This is a genomic window from Pirellulales bacterium (genome assembly GCA_035656635.1).
Lineage (GTDB): Bacteria > Planctomycetota > Planctomycetia > Pirellulales > JADZDJ01 > DATJYL01.
This window is the reverse complement of sequence record DASRSD010000168.1, coordinates 31,241-50,491: the sequence shown is the minus strand read 5'-3', so window position 1 is coordinate 50,491 and position 19,251 is coordinate 31,241. Positions and strand designations below refer to the sequence as shown.

The following is a 19,251-nucleotide window of genomic DNA, read 5'->3' as shown; positions in this document are numbered from 1 at the left end:
CCGGCGTGGGCGAAAGTCCACCGTGGGTTCGAATCCCTCCCCATCCGCTTGTTATCCAATCGCTCGTAATGCCGCCGGAAAAAGAACGTAGATTTTTTGAAATTTGCTTGCGTCGGACAGTGTTCCTGAGTATTATTCACTCGGAATCTTTGGCAGAGGCACGGTTATTTTCTCTTTCCGTAGAGCCTCGGCCGTAATGGGGTACAGCTCTGGCCCTTTTTTGCTTCAACGACAATCGGCGTTTTCGCCCGTCGAAAATTCCGGACTTCGTCCCGATTGGGATGACGTTGTGGTGCACGCATAGGTTATCAAATGAACCGTATTGCCCGCCGTTGCGCGGCCTGAGGGCTGGCGCGGGTCGTGGTCGCGACTGACAGAGGCGCGGCGGGCTCTTTTTAATTCACTTGATTTCCTGCTTAGCAATTCTCTGTTGCCGCCCTGCAATCGTCTTGCTGGCTGACGTTCACAGTTTTTTTGACGCAAGGTGAACCAATCAATGTTCTCTTGGTTCCGCGCACGCCATCGGCAGCAACTGCTACGCGAACCGTTTCCGGCGGAGTGGTTCAGCGTGCTAAGCCAGCAGGTGCGGCATTATCGGTACTTGGATGCTGAAAAACGCGCCCGCCTGCAAGGTTGTGTACAAGTGATGGTCGCCGAAAAGGATTGGTTTGGCGGCAGCGGATTTCAGTTAACAGACACCATGAAGATTACCATTGCCGGTTACGCCGCCGTGATGACATTGGGACTGGACGAACCGTATTACTTCGACAGATTGAAATCGATCATCGTTTATTCGGGCGCGTACATGTCGCATGTGAGCCAATACGATCTCCATCCGCCACTGGGTTCACTTGGGCCTCGGTTAGGGGAAGCATGGCACCACGGTCCGGTGGTTTTGTCATGGCAGGAAATCGCCGGCGCACAGAAAAGTCGGCCTGGCAATAATTTGGTCGTCCATGAATTTGCGCATCATGTCGACGGGCTAGATGGCAGTGTCGACGGAACTCCGGCCATTGTCGGTCGCGAACAAAGCCGCACCTGGTATCGCGTGACCGAAACGGAGTACGAACGGATTTGCAGCGAAGCAGCTCGTGGGGAAGCAACGCTCTTAGATCGATACGGCGCGAGCAACCGGGCCGAATTTTTTGCGGTCGCCAGCGAATGCTTCTTCGAACGACCACACGCCCTGCGCGAGCGCCATCCCGCGTTGTATGAGGTGCTATCCAACTTTTACTGTCAGGATGTCGCTGTCTGGCTTCCAGACGCCATAGATTTACAAACGCCACCATAATACGGTCGTTCGCCTTCGAGGGAACCAAGGCAAAAAAGCTTCAGCTCAATTCCCTGCGTACCGCACGACGAGCAATTCGACGAGCTCGGCGCGTGCGGATTCGCGAGCGGGCCCCCTGCAGCATGCTCCTGATCGGCCGTTCAAACGCGGTATGCTCGCTCTCGGCAATCCGTTGCATTTCGGCATGCAATTGTTCCTTCGCCGCTTGCCGGCTGGAAAGTTTTACATCGCCGGCAACCCAACGAAACAAGCCCCGTTCATCGGTGCACAAAACTACATAAGCCCAGGAATTGTTGCAACGGTGATAAATGACCGTGCCCAGCACTCGGTCATCGTCAGTAGCGTACCAAGCTTTTTCGACCGCGAAAAACTGCAGAACCGGATCACGATGTGGCACTAGCACTTGAACAATGTTGTCGTCGATTTCTCGAATCTGCATACGTCACCTCGCTTTCGCACAGGGCTGTGAGACTTCCCCGCAAACCGAATGCCGAAAGCAAAATGTGACGCAGTTTTTCGTTAAAAACGGATAAAACGGGATTGCGCAAGACCGGTCTGGCAGCGCGTCAAGCACCTGCCCGCGACCTTAATCCCGTTACAGGGGTGGCAAAGGACGCTGGTATTTCCACCGTTGCGCATGTGCTTGTGCGTGATCGGTCGGATCGGACCGCCGCGACCGATCGGCACCGAGAAATAGGTAGGCAGTAAATAATGTACCGGTTAAATAACCGGTAATGAACAGCAACATGGCTCTGCGCTCGCCCTCTTGGAAAAATCCATTTGTTGCAGCAAGAGACAACTCCGCCCGGCCGGGGTTCGCCAATTGAGCAAGAATTTGCGATAGAAATCTGCGCGCAGGCGTCTTACGATAGAGCCTTCGCTTACCGTTATTGATTTTCGCGCTGCCGCACGCATTCGCTCCCTATGCCAAAAATCACAGGCGTTTTAGAAACTTCGCTGTATGTGGCCGACGTAAATCGGGCGGCCCATTTTTATGAAAGCTTATTTGGCTTTCACCGAATGTTTACCGACGATCGGCTGTGCGCGCTGTCCGTCGACGAGAAGCAAGTGTTGTTGATCTTTCAGCGCGGGGCTTCGGTCGAACCTATTCCACTGGCCGGCGATGTGCTGCCCCCGCACGATGGCACGGGCTCCTTGCATTTGGCATTTGCATGCACAGCACAAGAGCTGTCGCACTGGGAAGAACACTTGGCGCAGCACGAAGTACCCATCGAAAGTCGAATCCGCTGGGAACGCGGCGGCCAGAGCATTTATTTTCGTGATCCGGACGATAATCTCATTGAACTGGCGACGCCTGGCATTTGGCCCATTTACTAACCGTCACAATTTGGCAAGGCGATTGCGCGCCCGCGCAATATTAATCGCAGGCTGATTTCACGGATTGGCGTACTTATTTCGGTCACATTGAATTTTGCCGTCCGCGTCGAGAGTTAACTCGGCTAGTTGAATTACGCTGCGGCGGTTGGCCTCGGTAAAGTAATAAATCAAACATTGATCGCCCTGCACGATAATCGCGGGGTGTTTTCCGACACGATTATCTTGCGGCCGCTTGCCTTCGGTGCCGGCGAGCACGGTGTTGTTCAGCACCCAATCGCCCGTGCCTGTTTCGGAACGATAAACCGGCAAGCTGCGGCCGGCGTCGACAATGAGCCAATAGACTCCTTTCCAATACCACGTAAACGGCGCCTCGTGGCCGTGCCCGCCAACCACTTCTTTATCGACGGTCCAATCGTTCAAATCGCTGGAATGGGCCATCCAGGTGTGCGAGCCGGCCGCTTCGTCTTTGTACCACAAGTAATACATGTCGCCGATTTTTAGCACCATGGGATCAATGCAACGCAGCGACGATAACTTGAGTGTGGAGTTGAATTTCCAGTTCACCCCATCATCGCTGGTAAAGTGCTCGATCGTGCGGTCTCCCGTCCAATTGCTGAAAATGCCGTGCACTTGCACGACGAACATGTGCAGCGTCCCGCCTTCCCAAAGTAAACAAGGCGCCCACCAAGTAATCGACGCCGAAAGTGGATCGCCTAAATGTCGGTCTCCCTGGCAAACACCAGCATATTTCCAATGCAGGCCGTCAGGGGAAGTCGCTATGCCAATGGCGCTGCCGTGAACCCAATCGACTCCTTTGGGGTTTTCCAGCGACGCCCGCCGCTGCGTGTAATACATCCACCACTCGCCCTTGCGATCGCCTCCCTTGCCGGGCATCCAAATGACATACGGATCGGTCGCGCCGTGCCAAATGGGGTCATCGTACATGGGGGCGGGGGCATGTTCGACGTCGATATGCGTTGGCCGGTCGCCCGAAGCGGAAGGTTCAGCGGTCCAAGCCACGCTCCATTGCTGAAGCCTGACCGTGAAAAGCAAAGCAAGCAAAACGAAGCGGTGCATCATCAAAGCATCCTGTTGTTTCGTATCCGTGCTTCGAGTATACCCGATGACACTGCGCGAACCCAATCTTTTGCTGCCCGTATGTAATGACCAACGACATGCCTGCCTCTGCCAGCGATTCAAGCGATGCTCGCCAGCCGCACTTCCAACGCACTTTGGGATTGTGGCCAGCAGTAGCGGTGAACATGACGCAAATGTGCGGAATCGGGCCGTTCATTACCATTCCGCTGGTGGTGGCCGCGATGGGCGGCGCGCAAGCCATTTTAGCTTGGGTGCTGGGCGCAGTGATTGTGTTGGCCGACGGCCTGGTCTGGGCGGAGCTCGGCGCCGCGATGCCCGGAGCGGGCGGAACCTATTTGTACCTGCGGGAAGCGTTTCAATATCGAACCGGGCGGCTGATGCCGTTTTTGTTCATCTGGACGGCAATCTTGGCCATTCCGCTGATTATGTCGACCGGCGTGATCGGTTTGTTGAAGTATATCGCCTATTACGGACCCGTCTTAGTTCATTCCAACGCGATCGCAAACGCGGACGTTGATTCCAGTTGGAGTTTGATCGCTCTCACCCCGACGGGAATTGTTGCAGCGTTCGGGATTGTCCTGATTGTGGTGATCGCCCTGTATCGAAAAAACTCGTCGGTTGAAAAGCTGGCCATCGCCTTATGGATAGTAATGTTTGTGTCCATCGCGGGGGTCATGGCCGCTTCGTTCAGCCACTTCGATGTGCGCCAGGCTTTTCATTTTCCGCCAGGGGCTTTTCGAATGGATCGTGCATTTTTTTTGGGGCTGGGGGCAGCGCTGGTGTTATCTGTTTACGACTATTTGGGCTACAACACCACGGCCTATATGGGATCCGAATTGCGCGACCCGGGGCGAGTGATTCCGCGGTCGATTACTTACTCGATCCTGGGCATGATGGTTATTTACTTGGTAATGAACATCGGAATTTTGGGCGCTTTGCCGGTGGATCAGATTAAAAACTCCGATTTCTTTGCTTCCATCGTGATCGAGCAGAATTGGGGGAAGTTGGCGGCCAAGATATTAACCGGGCTGATCGTGGTGACGGCACTCGCTTCGATATTTACCGGCCTCTTGGGTGGATCGCGCGTGCCGTTTAATGCCGCGCGCGATAAACTATTTTTGCCAGTGTTTGGCCGGCTGCATCCGCGGCTGAACATTCCACATGTGGCAATTTTGGTGATGGGATTGATTACGGCCCTCGGCTCATTGTTTAAGCTCGATGCGGTCATTAACATGCTCACGGCCGTTACCGTGTTAGTGCAGGGCATTGCACAAATTGCGGCGCTCAGTGTGTTGCGCTATCGGCAACCAGAACTAAAGCGGCCATATCGAATGTTTTGCTATCCGCTGCCGAGTATCATCGCGCTGGTCGGATGGATTTACATTTATGTGGCCGCCGGCTGGCCCATGCTGCTCGATCCCCAATCGGTGGAGAAACTGCATGGGGCCGAGTATTGGCAGGCCGTTTTATTGGCCCCCGGCCCGTTGTCGTTGGCGTGGTTGTTGCTAGGCGTCATTGCCTTTCTGACTTGGGCGCGCATTGAAAAAACGTGGCCGTTCGGTCCGAAGGAAATTCGCCACGATTTTGCCTAAACCACGCCTTGCCGATTAAGATGAACAAACCAAAACCGCTCGTTTAGCAAATCGGGACAAAATCGCCATGCAAACTCGACGCGAGTTTTTGAAAAACGCCGCATTATTCTCCGGTTCGATGGCGCTGTGGGGCGCGCTCGACGGCCCCATTCGCAAGGCACTGGCCATTGATCCTGAGCCAGGCAGCACTTTTTTGGACGCCGAACACATTGTCCTTTTGATGCAGGAGAACCGCTCGTTCGACCATTGTTTTGGAACACTTCAAGGCGTGCGCGGCTATAACGATCCGCGCGCCATTACGCTCGCTAACAACAATCCCGTTTGGGTGCAAACGAGCGCAGCCGGAAAAAGCTACGTTCCCTTCCGGTTGAACATCAACGATACCAAAGCCACGTGGATGGGCTTCTTGCCGCACAATTGGGCCAGCCAGGTCGATGCCCGCAATCACGGCCAGTACGACAAGTGGCTGGAAGCCAAGCGCTCCGGCCACAAGGAATATGCCGACATTCCGCTCACCTTGGGCTACTACAATCGGCAAGATATTCCCTTTTACTACTCGCTCGCCGATGCCTTTACGGTGTGCGATCAGCATTTTTGCTCATCGATTACGCCCACGCTGCCCAACCGGCTGTATTACTGGACGGGCTCCGTCCGTCAGCAGCAAACGCCGGAGTCCGCGGCGTGCGTGCGCAATGAACAAATCATGGATGAACTTTTGGTCGGCTGGAAAACGTTCCCTGAACGTCTGGAAGATTTGGGCATTTCGTGGCGAATTTACCAAAACGAGCTAACCGTGCCGACCGGTTTGACTAAAGAAGAAGAACCGTGGCTAGGCAGCTTTGGCTGCAATGTGATGGAATACTTTCAGCAATATCACGTGCGGGCCAACCCACGGCATCGGGCATACTTTCTCAAGATACAGCCCGAACTGCCGAGAAAAATTGCGGCGCTGAAGCAGCAATTGTCTGACGAAAAGATCTCGGCGGCGGAAACAACGCGGCTCAAAAAAGAGCTGGAAGATTTGACGAAAGAACTCAAGCAAGTGGAGTTGGAGCGCGCTCATTGGGACGAGGAAGAGTTCGACAAACTCCCGCCTCGCGCCAAAAGTTTGTATGAAAAGGCGTTTACCACCAACTCCGGCGATCCTGCCTATCGGCAGCTTAGCGAGTTAACGTACAGCGCCGATGGCGCCCATCGCCACGTTCAAGTGCCCAAAGGAGATGTGCTGCATCAATTCCGCGAAGATGTCGCCAACGGAAAATTGCCGACGGTTACCTGGCTGGTGGCGCCGGAGCGGCTTTCCGACCATCCGGAGTCGGCCTGGTACGGAGCCTGGTACATTTCCGAATCGCTGAAAATTCTTACCGACAACCCCGAAGTCTGGAAGAAAACCGTTTTCATTTTGACGTACGACGAAAATGACGGCTATTACGATCATCAGCCGCCGTTTGTTTGCCCCAATCCGCTTAAACCCGAAACCGGTTTTGCTTCCAAGGGGGTCGACACCAGTTTGGATTACGTGCAACTGGCGGCCGACGAAAAACTGCAAGGAAAAGTGCGCGGGCCGGCGCGCGAAAGCCCCATCGGCTTGGGCTACCGCGTGCCCATGGTCATTGCTTCCCCCTGGAACCGCGGCGGTTGCGTTTGTTCCCAACTGTTCGACAACACTTCGGTGCTGATGTTCCTGGAAAAATTCCTCACGCACAAAATTGGGCAGAGCGTTGTGGAAACGAACATTAGCTCTTGGCGGCGCACGGTATGCGGCGATTTAACTTCCGCCTTCCAACCCTCCCCGAAGGAGGGCGAGAGCAATCCCGCCTACTTCGCCCGCGATCCATTTGTCGAGCACATTTATCAGGCGCAGTTTAAGCCGCTGCCTGCGGGGTATCACACGCTCAGCGAGGCGGAAATCGACCAAATTCGCAAAGATCCTCCTGGTTCGCCGCTAATGCATCATCAAGAGACTGGAATTCGCCCCTCCTGCCCTTTGCCTTATGATTTGCGCGTCAACGGTTCGCTGAATTCCGACGCAACCGCCTTTCGAATTCAATTTGCAGTGAAAAAGGAGCGCCTGGGCGAACGCGCCGTAGGATGCCCCTTTATCGTGTATGCTCGAACGCACCACAACGAAATGAGTATCCGCAATTATGCGGTTTCAGCCGGCGACACCTTGGAAGATGTGTGGCTGCTGCGCGACTTCGAGGGCGGCAACTATCATCTGCAAGTTTACGGCCCCAACGGTTTCTTCCGCGAATTTATGGGCAGCGCTGAAGATCCCGCTTTGGAAATCCTCCCGGAATATTCCACCGCGAGTTCCAGCGATCAAACACTCAGCGGCAACATTGAATTGCAGGTTGTCAATCACGACAAGCAGCGCGAATTCGAAATCCAAATTCTCGATCGTTCGTACAAAGCCAGTGATCGTACGCACACCGTGCCGGCTGGCGGCAAGTCAGCAATCGTGATCGACACGCAGAACAGCCATCACTGGTACGATTTTGAAGTGCGCGTTGCAAAAGTCGGCGGCTACCATCGCCGCTTCGCCGGGCGAGTCGAAACGGGCCAATGGGGCTTCAGCGATCCGGCCATGGGTCGAGTCCTCGGATAATTTTTCGATATAAAATTATTGGTCGCTGCTTGCATCCAATGCTGAAATCGGCACAATGATTGCACGCGGGCGTGCACTGTCCATATTCTTGGGGCAGTTTACGGGAGAACAGAGCAATGCGTGGAGCATTCTTCGGCTGCGCCGCCGTCCTACTGTTGGCAGCGACCGCCACAACTGCTTTGGCGTTGACCAGCCCGGTTGTCAAAGGATCAATTTCTATCAAATTGAATCTCGTGGCAACCGTTCCGTCTGCCCAAGGCGCGCCGCAAGATCTGGTTTCCGCCAACGATGGCACGGGCCGGCTATTTGTCACCACCCGCAACGGCGATGTCGATATTTTGAAGGGCGGCGCGTTAAATTCAGCGATGCCGTTTTTAAATTTGCCGGCGGACGGAATTTCGGTATACACCGGTGGCGAGGGTGGATTCTCGGGCTTGGCGTTTAGTCCCAGTTTCACGACCAACGGCAAGTTCTACACTTTCGATACTGAGCCGTTCAGTTCGGCCAATCCCGCGACCGCGGGCTTCAGCTCACCGGAACTTCTGCCCAACGGTACGACCACGCCCAACAACCAAATTTTGATTCGCGAATGGACCGTTTCTACGACAACTCCAGATTTTGCGAATGCCACTTCGCGGATATTGCTGCGCATCAATCATCCGGAAGATAACCATCAAGGCGGATCATTGAAATTCGGTCCCGACGGAAATTTATACATTGGCTTGGGCGATGGCGGCGGCAACGATTTCAATGTCAGCGTTACCTCCGCGACCGATGGCCACAACAACACCATTGGCAACGGCCAAGATACGACGGTTCCCTTCGGAAAAATATTGCGGATTGATCCTAACGGTACCAACAGCGCTAATGGTCAATACGGCATTCCGTCAACCAATCCGTTTGCCTCCGGCGCGGGAGGCAACTTGAAGGAAATCTATGCTTACGGCTTTCGCAATCCTTATCGCTTTAGCTTCGATTCCGCCACCGGCGCGCTGTGGGTCGGCGATGTCGGACAAAGCAATCGGGAAGAAATCGACACCGTGACCGGCGGTGGCAATTATGGCTGGCCGTTTCGTGAAGGAACCCGCGATAACAGCGGCTCCAACGGTTCGGGGCGCACCACGCCTGGTGGTTTCACTTCGATTGCCCCCGTCGGCGAGTACACCCACGGCGACGGCGAGGCCATTATCGGCGGTTTCGTGTATCACGGCTCCCTGATTCCAGCACTCCAGGGAAAATATGTCTTTGGCGATTTGGGGGGAACGTCTGGTGCCACCGGCCGCATGTTCTACATGGACACAACCACGGGCGCTATTAGCGAATTCAATTATTTGGGCAGCACCGTACCAACCTCCAACTTGTATGGCTACGGCCAAGATTCCAACGGTGAGTTGTACGCCCTATTCTCCAACGGCAACATCGTGGCCTTGGTGCCCGAGCCCAGTTCGTTCGTGCTGTTGGTTTTGGCTACCGCGGCGTCATTCGTTGCTTTGCGGCAGCGGCAGTTACAAAAATCGCTGCGCAAAGTTGCCTGCTAAGGCTCTCGGTGGTACAAGCTCAAATCCCAGCCGGAGAGTCCGGCGAACGGATCGTGCTCTACTAAGTGGAACGCAACTCCGCCAGGCGCAGTGATTGTTTCTGGAGGTTCAAAATGCGAATCTAAACTATGGACGAGATACCACTCGGCTGCGAAGCTCGTTTCAGACGATGGCGGATAGGTTTCAATCGGCCTGGTCATTGAGAGTTGGCGTGCATAAAAATCCAGCATTGCATCTTGTCGCGAAGGGTTATCGACCAGCACGATGGCCCGCGCTCCCTTCGTTTGCTCTTCAATCGTTTGCAGTATGGGCAGGTAATGGTTGCGCTGGAGGATAATGAGATCGGCAATATGCCGGCTATTAGCAACCATGAACGCCAAAAGCGCCACGATTGTGAACACGCGGCCAAACTTTCCGCGGCGCCAAATCGAGCCCAAGATGTCAGACCACAAGAGCAACGTAAACAGCACACTGTTCAAAAAGTAACGCGGATATATATCTTCCCGTGGGGCCACCGCTAATATCAAAATCGGGAATACGAAAATGACACACAGGTAAAATGTTGCCCGTTGCACCGATTGCCGAAACACACTGACTAGCGCCGCCACCGTGAAAGCAGAGTAACCGCAGCCGCTGCGTAGGAGCCGGGCGGATCGAACGGTCCCCCCACGGCCAGCGACAGCGTTTGAACAATCACGCTCAGAACTGGCGGCGATTCGCCACTGCCAATGGTCAATTGGCTCAGATTGATCCAATACAGCCAGCCAAAAAACAGGCCGGGAATGATCGTGCGGCAGATGATTGCGGCCACCGATGGCAGCCGCTTCCCCTCCTGCTGCCGGTGGCCGAATGGAATCCACGTGTACACCTGGGCCGACAAGTACACGGTTAAAAACAGCGGGTGGGCCAAAAAACCCAAAATGCAGCTCGCACTAAATAAAATCTCCCAATTCACGTTGGCCGACGCCTCGGCCGCGCACAAACTGCCGAAGGCTGCCAGTGCGAAAAACATTTCGTAGGCGTAGCCACGCGCTTCGGACGAGTAATTCACCAACAGGTAGGAGCAGCCGGTTAAAATCACCCCGGCCAACATGGCGGCCCAACCGTGTCGCCGGGCAATTAAAACCGCCAGCAGCACCGTCAACGTTCCGAAAATTACCGCCGGCAAGCGGTACATCCAGGCAGTCCCGTCCGGGCCAATCCAATACACGACCAGCGAATTCAGAAAATGATTGTTATCGTGCTTGACGCGGAGCACGATGTCCGTTGGCGAGTGCACGGCGGCCTGCACGCCTTGGATCGTCCACACTTCGTCAAACCACAATTCTCCACGCGCGGCTGCCAGGCGGAGCGCGGCGATAATCAATCCCAACGCCACCAACAGAATAATAAGCCCGGGTCGAGAATCTTTTTCCGCGGCGCCGATCGTGGGAGAAGACATGGCCGATTGCACCGCTTGCCGCAACTTGAAGGCAAAATTCAGCCGCTATTCCATTTGCACCACCAGCTCGCCCGCTTCGACCGGAGTGCCCGGCTTCACCAACACATCGGCAATTTTTCCGTCGGCTTCGGCATAAACGGTGGTTTCCATTTTCATGGCTTCCAGCGACAGCAGCTTTTGCCCTTTCTTTACCGTGTCGCCAGTTTTCACCGGCACCGTAACCACCAGCCCCGGCATCGGGGCGGCAATTTGTTTGGGATCGGTCAAATTCGCTTTCGGTCGGCGAACCGTTTCGGCCTGCACCGATTTATCGACCACCGACACGCTGCGCGGCTGGCCATTCAGCTCGAAAAACACGGTACGGGTGCCGTCGGGATGCGGCTCGCCCACGGTCAGCAATTTGATGATTAGCGTTTTTCCCGGCTCAATTTCCAGCGCCAATTCTTCCCCGACTTGCTGGCCGAACAAAAAATACGGCGTGGGGAACATGCTGGTATCGGAGAATTGCGCCACGTGCGTCACGAAATCTTGATACACGCGCGGATAAAGCAAATACGAAATGACATCCTGCTCCGTTGCTTTGCGCCCCAGCAGCTTTTCCACTTTCGCCGCGGCGTCGGCGAAATCGGCCGGCGGTAGTGTTTCGCCCGGACGCCCTTTCACCGGCTGCACATTGCGGAGAATGCGTTTTTGCACCTCCGGCGGAAAACCACCGGGAGTTTGGCCCATGCGGCCGGCCAATAAATCGACGGCGCTTTCCGGATACTGCAATTCGCGGCCCGGATCAAGCACCGCTTCCGCCGGCAAGTTGTTGGTGACTAAGAACAGGGCCAAATCGCCGACGGCTTTGGAAGTGGGCGTAACCTTCACAATGTCGCCCAGCAGACGATTCACGTCCGCATACATGCGGCACACTTCGTCCCAGCGGTGCGATAAGCCCAAGGCCCGGGCTTGCTCTTGCAAATTCGTGAATTGCCCGCCGGGCATCTCATGCAAATATAAATCGGCGTCGGGCGCTTTCATGTCGCTTTCGAAGGGCGTGTAAAATTCCCGCACTGCCTGCCAATAATGCGCCAGCTTACGCAACGGTTCGCTGCTGACGCCGGTTTCGCGAGCGTTGTGATGCAACGCCTCGACCAGGGCATTCAAATTCGGCTGCGAGGTCAGGCCCGACATGGGCGCCAGCGCTGCGTCGGCAATGTCGACGCCCATTTCAGCGGCTTTTAGCACCGACGCTGCAGCCACGCCGCTGGCATCATGCGTATGGAAATGAATGGGAATGCCGATTTCGCTTTTCAGTGTTTTTACGAGCAGCTCCGCCGCGTACGGCTTGCACAAGCCGGCCATGTCTTTGATCGCCAGAATGTGCGCGCCCATCTTTTCCAGCTCTTTGGCCAATTCGACATAGTACTTCAGGCTGTACTTGGGGCGCTGTGGATTCAGAATGTCGCCGGTGTAGCAAATGGCCGCTTCACAAATGCCGCCATGCTTGTGGACCGCATCCATCGCCACGCGCATGTTTTCGGTCCAGTTGAGCGGATCGAAAATGCGGAATACATCCATGCCCGCTTCCACGCTTTCTTTGAGGAAAGCCTGAACGACATTATCGGGATAATTCGTGTAGCCGACCGCATTGGAAGCCCGAACCAGCATTTGGAACAAAATGTTGGGAATGGCGGCTCGTAAATCTGCCAACCGTTGCCAAGGGCACTCTTTGAGAAACCGCATGGCGGTGTCGAACGTGGCCCCGCCCCACATTTCCAACGAAAATAGCTGGGGCACCAAGTGCGCATAGGCTTCGGCTACTTGCAGCATGTCATGCGTGCGCATGCGTGTGGCCAGGAGCGATTGATGGGCATCCCGCAGCGTGGTGTCGGTCAGCAACAATCGCTTTTCGTCCAGCACCCAGCGGTTGAATTTTTCCGGCCCCAACTCCAGCAGTTTTTGCCGTGTTCCCGGCGGCGGCAATTGTTGTCGATCGAACGTGGGCACCGCCGCCGGCTCCCGGCGAGTGCTCCGCGGCCGATCTTTCACCAACGAGTTTCCGTTGACGATGATTTCGCCCATAAATTGCAATAATTTGCTGGCCCGATCGCGGCGCAGCGGCATGTGGAACAGTGCCGGCGTTTCGTCAATGAACGTGGTCGTGCACTCTCCGGCTTGAAACGTCGGGTGCATGATCAGATTGTTCAAAAACGGCAAATTCGTTTTCACGCCCCGCACGCGGAACTCGCTTAAGCAACGCTCCATGCGGGTGCAGGCATCTTTGAAGCGGCGCGCCCGGGCCGTGACTTTCACCAACAGCGAATCGTAATACGGCGTGACCACGGCGCCGGAGAAAGCCGTGCCGGCATCCAGGCGAATGCCCATGCCGCTGGCCGAGCGATATGCCATGATGCGGCCGTAATCGGGCACAAAGCGGTTCTCCGGATCTTCCGTCGTCACTCGGCACTGCAGGGCAAAGCCGGTGGTGCGAATGTCTTCCTGGCAAGCCAAGCCAATTTCCGGATCTTCCAGGCGATGCCCCTGCGCAATCAGAATTTGGCTTTTCACAATGTCAACGCCTGTCACTTCTTCGGTGACGGTGTGCTCGACCTGAATGCGCGGATTCACTTCGATGAAATAGAATTGACCGCTATCTGCATCGACCAAGAATTCCACCGTGCCGGCATTTTCGTAGCGCACAGCCCGGCCGATGGCCAGCGCGGCATCGCACAGCTTTTGTCGCAATTGCGGATCGAGCTTGGGGGCCGGCGCAATTTCCACCACTTTTTGGTGCCGGCGTTGCACCGAGCAATCGCGCTCGTATAAGTGCACTAAATTGCCGTGCAAATCCCCCAACAGTTGCACTTCAATATGTCGGGCGTGGCGGATGTACTTTTCGATGAACACTTCGCCATTGCCGAAAGCGGCCGCCGCTTCTCGCTGTGCGGTTTCCAAGTTCGTGGCCAGTTCTTCCGGTTTAAGAACTACCCGCATCCCGCGGCCACCGCCACCGTGCGCCGCCTTCAACATCACTGGATAACCAATCTCGGCCGCCACTTTTTTCGCTTCTTCTAAACTGCTTACCGCTTTGGCGCTGCCGCCCAAGATGGGAACTTTGGCTTTTTCAGCAATTGAACGGGCCGCGGTTTTGTCCCCCAACTGTTCCAGCAATTCCTGACGTGGACCGACAAACGTAATGCCTGCTTCATCACAGGCTTTGCGTAAGGCAGGATTTTCGGAGAGGAAACCGTAGCCGGGGTGAATGGCGTCAACACCGTGAGAGACGGCCAGGGCCACGATCGATTGGATATCCAAGTACGACCGAATTGGCTCGCCGATTTTGCCGATCAAATACGCTTCGTCCGCTTTGAAACGGTGCAGTGCGTATCGATCTTCGTGCGAATAAATGGCAACGGTGCGGATGCCCAGTTCGTGGGAGGAACGAAAAACTCGAATCGCAATTTCGCTGCGGTTGGCAACCAACAGCTTGTGAATTGGCTTCATGAACCCTCAAAAATCCTGACGGAGCATCGGTCGACAACAGATTGAACTGGGCGTGAATTCGGGATGGTCTGGCGGCGCGGCCCGGCTGAGCACGGGCGCAGGCAACCATTCCGTTAATGTTACCTCACTCTCATTTTCCCGCCAGTCCCGACGATTTTTCGGGCGTTATCGGCCGCAAACATGCTCGCCGCAGCGGCACGGTTGGCAAGTCGAATCGGTCGTGGTACGTTCGCGGGGAAACTTGGGCCGGTTTTTCGGAGTAAGCCGTTCTCACAGGAAGGCGAAATATGATTGTCGATCGGCTGGAAGAGGCGGGCATTTATTGCCGATTGCATCCCGGGTTTGATGCCGCTTTTGATTTGCTACGGAGCACACCGTTTGAGGAAGTGCCCGACGGACGGCATGAAGTGATGGGCGATTCGCTGGTGATGATTGTCGAACACGTCGAAGGCCCAGGGCGCGATTCCGCCCGGCTGGAAGCACACCGCAGGTATATCGACGTACAATATATTATCCCCGCCAAGGGAGCGATCGCCCAAGAGTTTGGCTGGCGGCCGACGGCCAGTTGCACGGAAACGACTGCGGCCTACGACAAAGCAAAAGATATTGTGTTTTTCGGCGATCAGCCGGAACTCTGGCTGTCGCTGCCTCCGGGGCATTTTGTGGTGTTCCTTCCTAGCGATGCCCATGCGCCCGTGGCCGTGCCCAACAAAATTCACAAAGCGGTAATTAAAGTGGCGGTGGCGTGGTGAGGGGCAGGTATCAGGGGTCAGGGATCAGGAGTCAAAGGTTGACTTCTTGACCCCTGATCCCTGACCCCTGACTCCTGCCCTCGCCCCTTCGGAAACCATGCGTCTTCTGAGCTACAACATCCATAAGGGAATTGGCGGCCGCGACCGGCGTTGTCGCTTGCAACGGATCATCGACGTTGTCGAAAGCCAGAACCCTGACATCTTGTGCTTGCAAGAAGTCGCCCATAATTCCCGCCGTTCGCACTATCACGACCAGCCGAGACTATTGGCCGACTATTTCAAGCTCACGGGCCAACTCTTTCAGCTGAATGTAAACTTCAAAAGCGGCGGTTATGGAAACCTGATCCTGTCGCGCTGGCCGTTCACAACGAAGCACCAAATTTCGCTGCGGTTTAACGCCAAAAAGCCGCGCGGAGCCCAGATTGTGGTGGTTGAAACTCCCGAAGGCCCTCTGCACCTTGTGAATTTTCACCTGGGTTTAAGCCACGACGAAAGACATTGGCAAATCGGACATTTACTAAATCATCAGCTGTTCCGCGAATCCCACACCCTGCCCACGCTGGTGGTGGGCGATTACAACGATTGGCAAAATCGTTTGCACCGGGGAACTTTGAACGAGCATGGCTTTTGTCAAATCACAACGCCTATCTATCGCTTCCGATCTTTTCCGGCCTACATGGCGCTCAGTTCACTCGATAAGGCATTTTTTCGCGGCGATGTGCTGATCCGGCAGGCCCATGTAGTGCGTAATGCGCTCGCGCGCAGCGCCAGCGATCACTTACCAGTAGTAATTGATTTTCATCTAGACCTCGCCGTGTTTAACCGCGCGAGCAACTAACGACCTTTTTGCTTGGTGCTTGGTGTGCATGCTCGTTCGAGCGGTGTGGGAGCATCTCTTGTGCCAAAACTACCTTGCCGCGGTTCTATTTTACCCCGCGACATTCGATCTTGATGCGCGTAAACTATGGGCGGACTGTGTCCTTGGCCGCAGCGGCGAGAATTCGATTTTGATGCCACTTGGAAAACATTGAACCATGCGACGATTCATTGCCTTATGGATTCCCATTCTCGCCCTGGGCTTTGCCGCTACCGCAAACGCACAATTATTGAAAGGCCGTGTCCGTCCACAGGAGCCGGAAGTGGAAGCGTTTGCCGGCGAGCCGTATGGCGTGGGTCGCTGGACGGTGGCATTGCCTCCGGGCGTAAATCCCGCGCTGTTGGGCAACAATGGCTTCACACTGACAGAAAAAACCGGCCGCACATTGTATCAGGCGTTTCAGGCGGAGCCGCTCCGCACCGCGGCGCGAGAAATCTTAGGCCGCCCACAAACCGCCACGGTCTACTTTCTGTTCACGGGTGATGCGCCGTTGGATTTGCAGCTTTACGCTCCGGTGGCGGCATCGATTAGCGTTACGCCCCAGCACGATCCGGTAGGCCACGAACGCTTGATTAGCGATTGGTGGGTGAAATACACGCGGCAGGCCAATCGGATTGATCGTCCGGCTGATTATCCGCCGTTGGTCGACAATTACTTACTCACCACGCTGGCGAGGCGGCTTAATTTACCGCCTGCTAGTCAAATTTCGCCGCCTCCCATACGCCTGTTGGCCGACGGCTTGCTGAATTCTGCCACAGGCGGACAACCGAAATTGCCGACCGCCCAAACCGGCGACGAACAAGCTAACCACCAACTCGGCTTGTTGCTGGGGAGCGAAAGTTTGCGCAATGAGATGCAAACTCAAGTTCTGCTGCGGCGCAGCGACACTCCGGAAGTTGCCAACCAACCACTGCCGGCTGGCGTTCAATTTACCAGCAGTGTGCCGGAAACCTTGGGCGAAGTGGCCATCGAGCCGCTCGCCGGTCACGTGCCAGCTGATTGCTTTTACATTCGCTACGGCAACTTCACCAACTATTTGTGGTTTCGCCACACGCTCGATCGCTGGAGCGGCGATTTGCAAAACTTGATTAATCGCCGCGGGATAGATTACGGCCTAACTCCCCGCATCGAACGGCAATTATCGCTGAAAGAATCCGTGCTGGCGCCAATCTTGGGGCCAGCCGTCATTGCCGACGTCGCCATGATCGGCAACGATTTTTTCTTCCGCGAAGGGGCCACCATCGGCTTTCTGTTTCAGGCCCGAAATAATTTGGCTCTGAATTCCGATTTCACCCAGCAACGTGCCGCCACATTGAAGCGAGAGCCGGGTTGCACGGAGGAGCAAGTCGAAATCGCTGGGCATACAGTGTTGTTCTTGTCCACGCCCGATAATCGAGTACGCTCGTTTTATGCCATCGACGGCGATTTTCATTTCGTCACCAATTCGCGGCATTTGGTGGAACAGTTTTACGAAGCGGCCGCCGGTAAACACGCCTTGGGCAGCAGCCCGGAGTTTCGCTATGCCCGATCGCTCATGCCCGGCAACCGCGATTACTCGGTTTTTGTGTATCTGTCGTCGGAATTTTTTGGCAATTTGGCAGGGCCCCGTTATCAAGTGGAAATGGATCGCCGCCTGCGTTCCGCTGCCGAAATTGACATGGCCTTGGTGGCCCAACTGGCCGCCCAAGGCGACGGCGTAAAAGTCGGCTCGCTTGACGATTTAATTAAGTCCCAATACCTGCCGGCTGGGTTTGGCCAGCGCTCCGATGGCAGCCGTTTGGAAATGACTGCCGATGGCGATTTTACCGATACCTTGCGCGGAGGCCGTGGAACTTTTGCACCGGCGGCCGATGTCGCGTTCCAAACCATCACCGCCGCCGAGGCTAGCCGGTATCAGGATTTTGCCGCCTGGTTGCAATCGAAATGGTCCACCATCGATCCGGTCGTGGCCGGTATCCGTCGTGAACCAAGTAAAACAAAAGAACCGGGCGTCGAACGAATTCTGATTGATGCCCAAGTCACGCCGCTCGCTGCGGCCAACTATCAAACCATCGCCACAGCCTTGGGCCCCATCAGCAAGCAAAAACTAGCGCCAGTGCCCGGCGATATTGCGACCGGCGAGGCCAGCCTGAGCGGGAATTTGTTGGCTTCCAAAGGATTGGCTGCGCCGCAAGGTGCTTACCGCTTGTTCGGCGCTTTGCGAGATGCCGCCCCGCAAGGATTGAATTCCAATCCCGGCGCGGCAGGCGAACCAACTGCTTCGCAAACCGCAGCCCCCGCCCAACCATTGCTACAAATTCAGCCGGGGCAAGGCGGTGTACTGAACGGTCCTTTGGGGGGCGTTTTGGCCAACGCCTTGGGAAACGGCCAGGGCATTTCCGGACTCAGTTCGCTTTCGCCCCTGTCACTGCTGCCGCCGTTTTATTTTGGGGCCACTCCCACACCGGCGCTGTTTGCCTCCATTGGCGTCGGGGAAGTGCCGCTCGATGCCGCCGACTTTGGGCGCGCGCCGTCCGGTTTGTGGCAGCGGCGCATGGGGCAGTTCACCATTGCTTCCATGCAGCGCGAAATTTTGGAAACCATCACGCCCCAGTTGAAGTTTGTCGATGCGCCGCGCCCAGCACAGGCCTGGTTTCACGTGGGTGATTTAGGCCGTTCGAAGGTGGCCAGCACCGTTAACGGCATGTTCTATCTCAGTGCCAAAAATGCGGCCATCGGCAACGTCCGTTTTTTGCAATCGCTGACTGCCCAGTTGCGCGTGCCGCCGGAAGATTGCGTGAAAGTCGCCGAACGGTTGACCGATGCCAACTTGGTTTGCCCCGTGGGGGGAAAATATCAGCTTGAGGAACGGACCGGCACACTGCCCACGTGGATTTCCACGGCCCTGCCCTCCAACCAAATGCGATTGATTTCGGGCTTATTTACTCCTGCTCCGGCTAGTTACGTGGCCCCAGTATTGAACTGGCTGCGTGGATTGGATGCCGACGTGGCGCTGGATCAGCGCATACTTTCGCTGCATGCGGAAGTGGAAATGCAGAACGGTCCAGTAGGCGGACTGGCATTTCCAGCAGCCAACGGAAGCAATGCCGCAGCGGGAGCCAATGGCAATGCTCAACGCCTACCGACTCCGCCGAAGCCTCGCGGCGAAGAAATTCCACCTCCGCCGCTTCCGCAGCCGAATCCATAATGGCCGACAAGCGGCGGCATTCAAGGAAGAGGCAGTGCTT

14 protein-coding genes are annotated in these 19,251 nt (G+C 55.7%); 8 read left to right on the top strand and 6 right to left on the bottom strand.

What is annotated here, in order from left to right; all coding sequences use genetic code 11:
• Positions 1-496 precede the first annotated feature (496 nt).
• Positions 497-1,291, top strand: coding sequence for a M90 family metallopeptidase (locus VFE46_17435; GenBank protein HZZ29782.1), 795 nt, complete (start codon positions 497-499; stop codon positions 1,289-1,291).
• A 40-nt stretch (positions 1,292-1,331) separates the two neighbouring features.
• Here the strand turns inward: VFE46_17435 and VFE46_17430 are convergent, their stop codons facing one another.
• Positions 1,332-1,730: a hypothetical protein gene (locus VFE46_17430; protein ID HZZ29781.1), complete on the bottom strand. Its 399-nt coding sequence runs from the start codon at positions 1,728-1,730 to the stop codon at positions 1,332-1,334.
• A 156-nt stretch (positions 1,731-1,886) separates the two neighbouring features.
• Entirely contained in the window at positions 1,887-2,039 is a 153-nt protein-coding gene (locus VFE46_17425; GenBank protein ID HZZ29780.1) for a hypothetical protein, read from the bottom strand.
• A 176-nt stretch (positions 2,040-2,215) separates the two neighbouring features.
• Between VFE46_17425 and VFE46_17420 the strand changes: the two genes are divergently transcribed.
• Positions 2,216-2,629, top strand: a complete 414-nt coding sequence (locus VFE46_17420) for a VOC family protein (protein HZZ29779.1) — start codon at positions 2,216-2,218, stop codon at positions 2,627-2,629.
• A 57-nt stretch (positions 2,630-2,686) separates the two neighbouring features.
• On the opposite strand, the gene VFE46_17415 is transcribed toward VFE46_17420, so the two are convergent.
• Positions 2,687-3,709: a hypothetical protein gene (locus tag VFE46_17415; GenBank protein ID HZZ29778.1), complete on the bottom strand. Its 1,023-nt coding sequence runs from the start codon at positions 3,707-3,709 to the stop codon at positions 2,687-2,689.
• A 95-nt stretch (positions 3,710-3,804) separates the two neighbouring features.
• Here VFE46_17415 and VFE46_17410 point away from each other — a divergent pair, with 95 nt between their 5' ends.
• The 3 genes from VFE46_17410 to VFE46_17400 all read left to right on the top strand — a co-directional run bounded on the left by VFE46_17410 (position 3,805) and on the right by VFE46_17400 (position 9,465).
• Entirely contained in the window at positions 3,805-5,319 is a 1,515-nt protein-coding gene (locus tag VFE46_17410) for an APC family permease (protein ID HZZ29777.1), read from the top strand.
• 67 nt (positions 5,320-5,386) lie between these two features.
• Positions 5,387-7,927, top strand: coding sequence for a phospholipase C, phosphocholine-specific (locus VFE46_17405; GenBank protein HZZ29776.1), 2,541 nt, complete (start codon positions 5,387-5,389; stop codon positions 7,925-7,927).
• 116 nt (positions 7,928-8,043) lie between these two features.
• Positions 8,044-9,465 (top strand): PQQ-dependent sugar dehydrogenase, encoded by a 1,422-nt coding sequence (locus VFE46_17400; GenBank protein ID HZZ29775.1) that lies wholly within the window; start codon positions 8,044-8,046, stop codon positions 9,463-9,465.
• Here the strand turns inward: VFE46_17400 and VFE46_17395 are convergent.
• From VFE46_17395 to VFE46_17385, 3 genes are read right to left on the bottom strand one after another with little or no spacing between them, the layout of a single operon-like run.
• Positions 9,462-10,055 (bottom strand): hypothetical protein, encoded by a 594-nt coding sequence (locus tag VFE46_17395; protein ID HZZ29774.1) that lies wholly within the window; start codon positions 10,053-10,055, stop codon positions 9,462-9,464. The two genes, VFE46_17400 and VFE46_17395, sit on opposite strands and share 4 nt — an antisense overlap.
• A gap of 5 nt (positions 10,056-10,060) precedes the next feature.
• Positions 10,061-10,906, bottom strand: coding sequence for a hypothetical protein (locus tag VFE46_17390; GenBank protein ID HZZ29773.1), 846 nt, complete (start codon positions 10,904-10,906; stop codon positions 10,061-10,063).
• Between the two features lie 45 nt (positions 10,907-10,951).
• A complete protein-coding gene (locus tag VFE46_17385; GenBank protein ID HZZ29772.1) occupies positions 10,952-14,395 on the bottom strand; it encodes a pyruvate carboxylase in 3,444 nt (1,147 codons plus the stop codon).
• 287 nt (positions 14,396-14,682) lie between these two features.
• Here VFE46_17385 and VFE46_17380 point away from each other — a divergent pair, with 287 nt between their 5' ends.
• The 3 genes from VFE46_17380 (at position 14,683) to VFE46_17370 (ending at position 19,211) form a co-directional block, all read left to right on the top strand.
• Positions 14,683-15,147: a YhcH/YjgK/YiaL family protein gene (locus VFE46_17380; GenBank protein ID HZZ29771.1), complete on the top strand. Its 465-nt coding sequence runs from the start codon at positions 14,683-14,685 to the stop codon at positions 15,145-15,147.
• A 97-nt stretch (positions 15,148-15,244) separates the two neighbouring features.
• Positions 15,245-15,985: an endonuclease/exonuclease/phosphatase family protein gene (locus VFE46_17375; GenBank protein ID HZZ29770.1), complete on the top strand. Its 741-nt coding sequence runs from the start codon at positions 15,245-15,247 to the stop codon at positions 15,983-15,985.
• 196 nt (positions 15,986-16,181) lie between these two features.
• Positions 16,182-19,211: a hypothetical protein gene (locus VFE46_17370; GenBank protein HZZ29769.1), complete on the top strand. Its 3,030-nt coding sequence runs from the start codon at positions 16,182-16,184 to the stop codon at positions 19,209-19,211.
• The last annotated feature ends 40 nt before the right edge of the window (positions 19,212-19,251 follow it).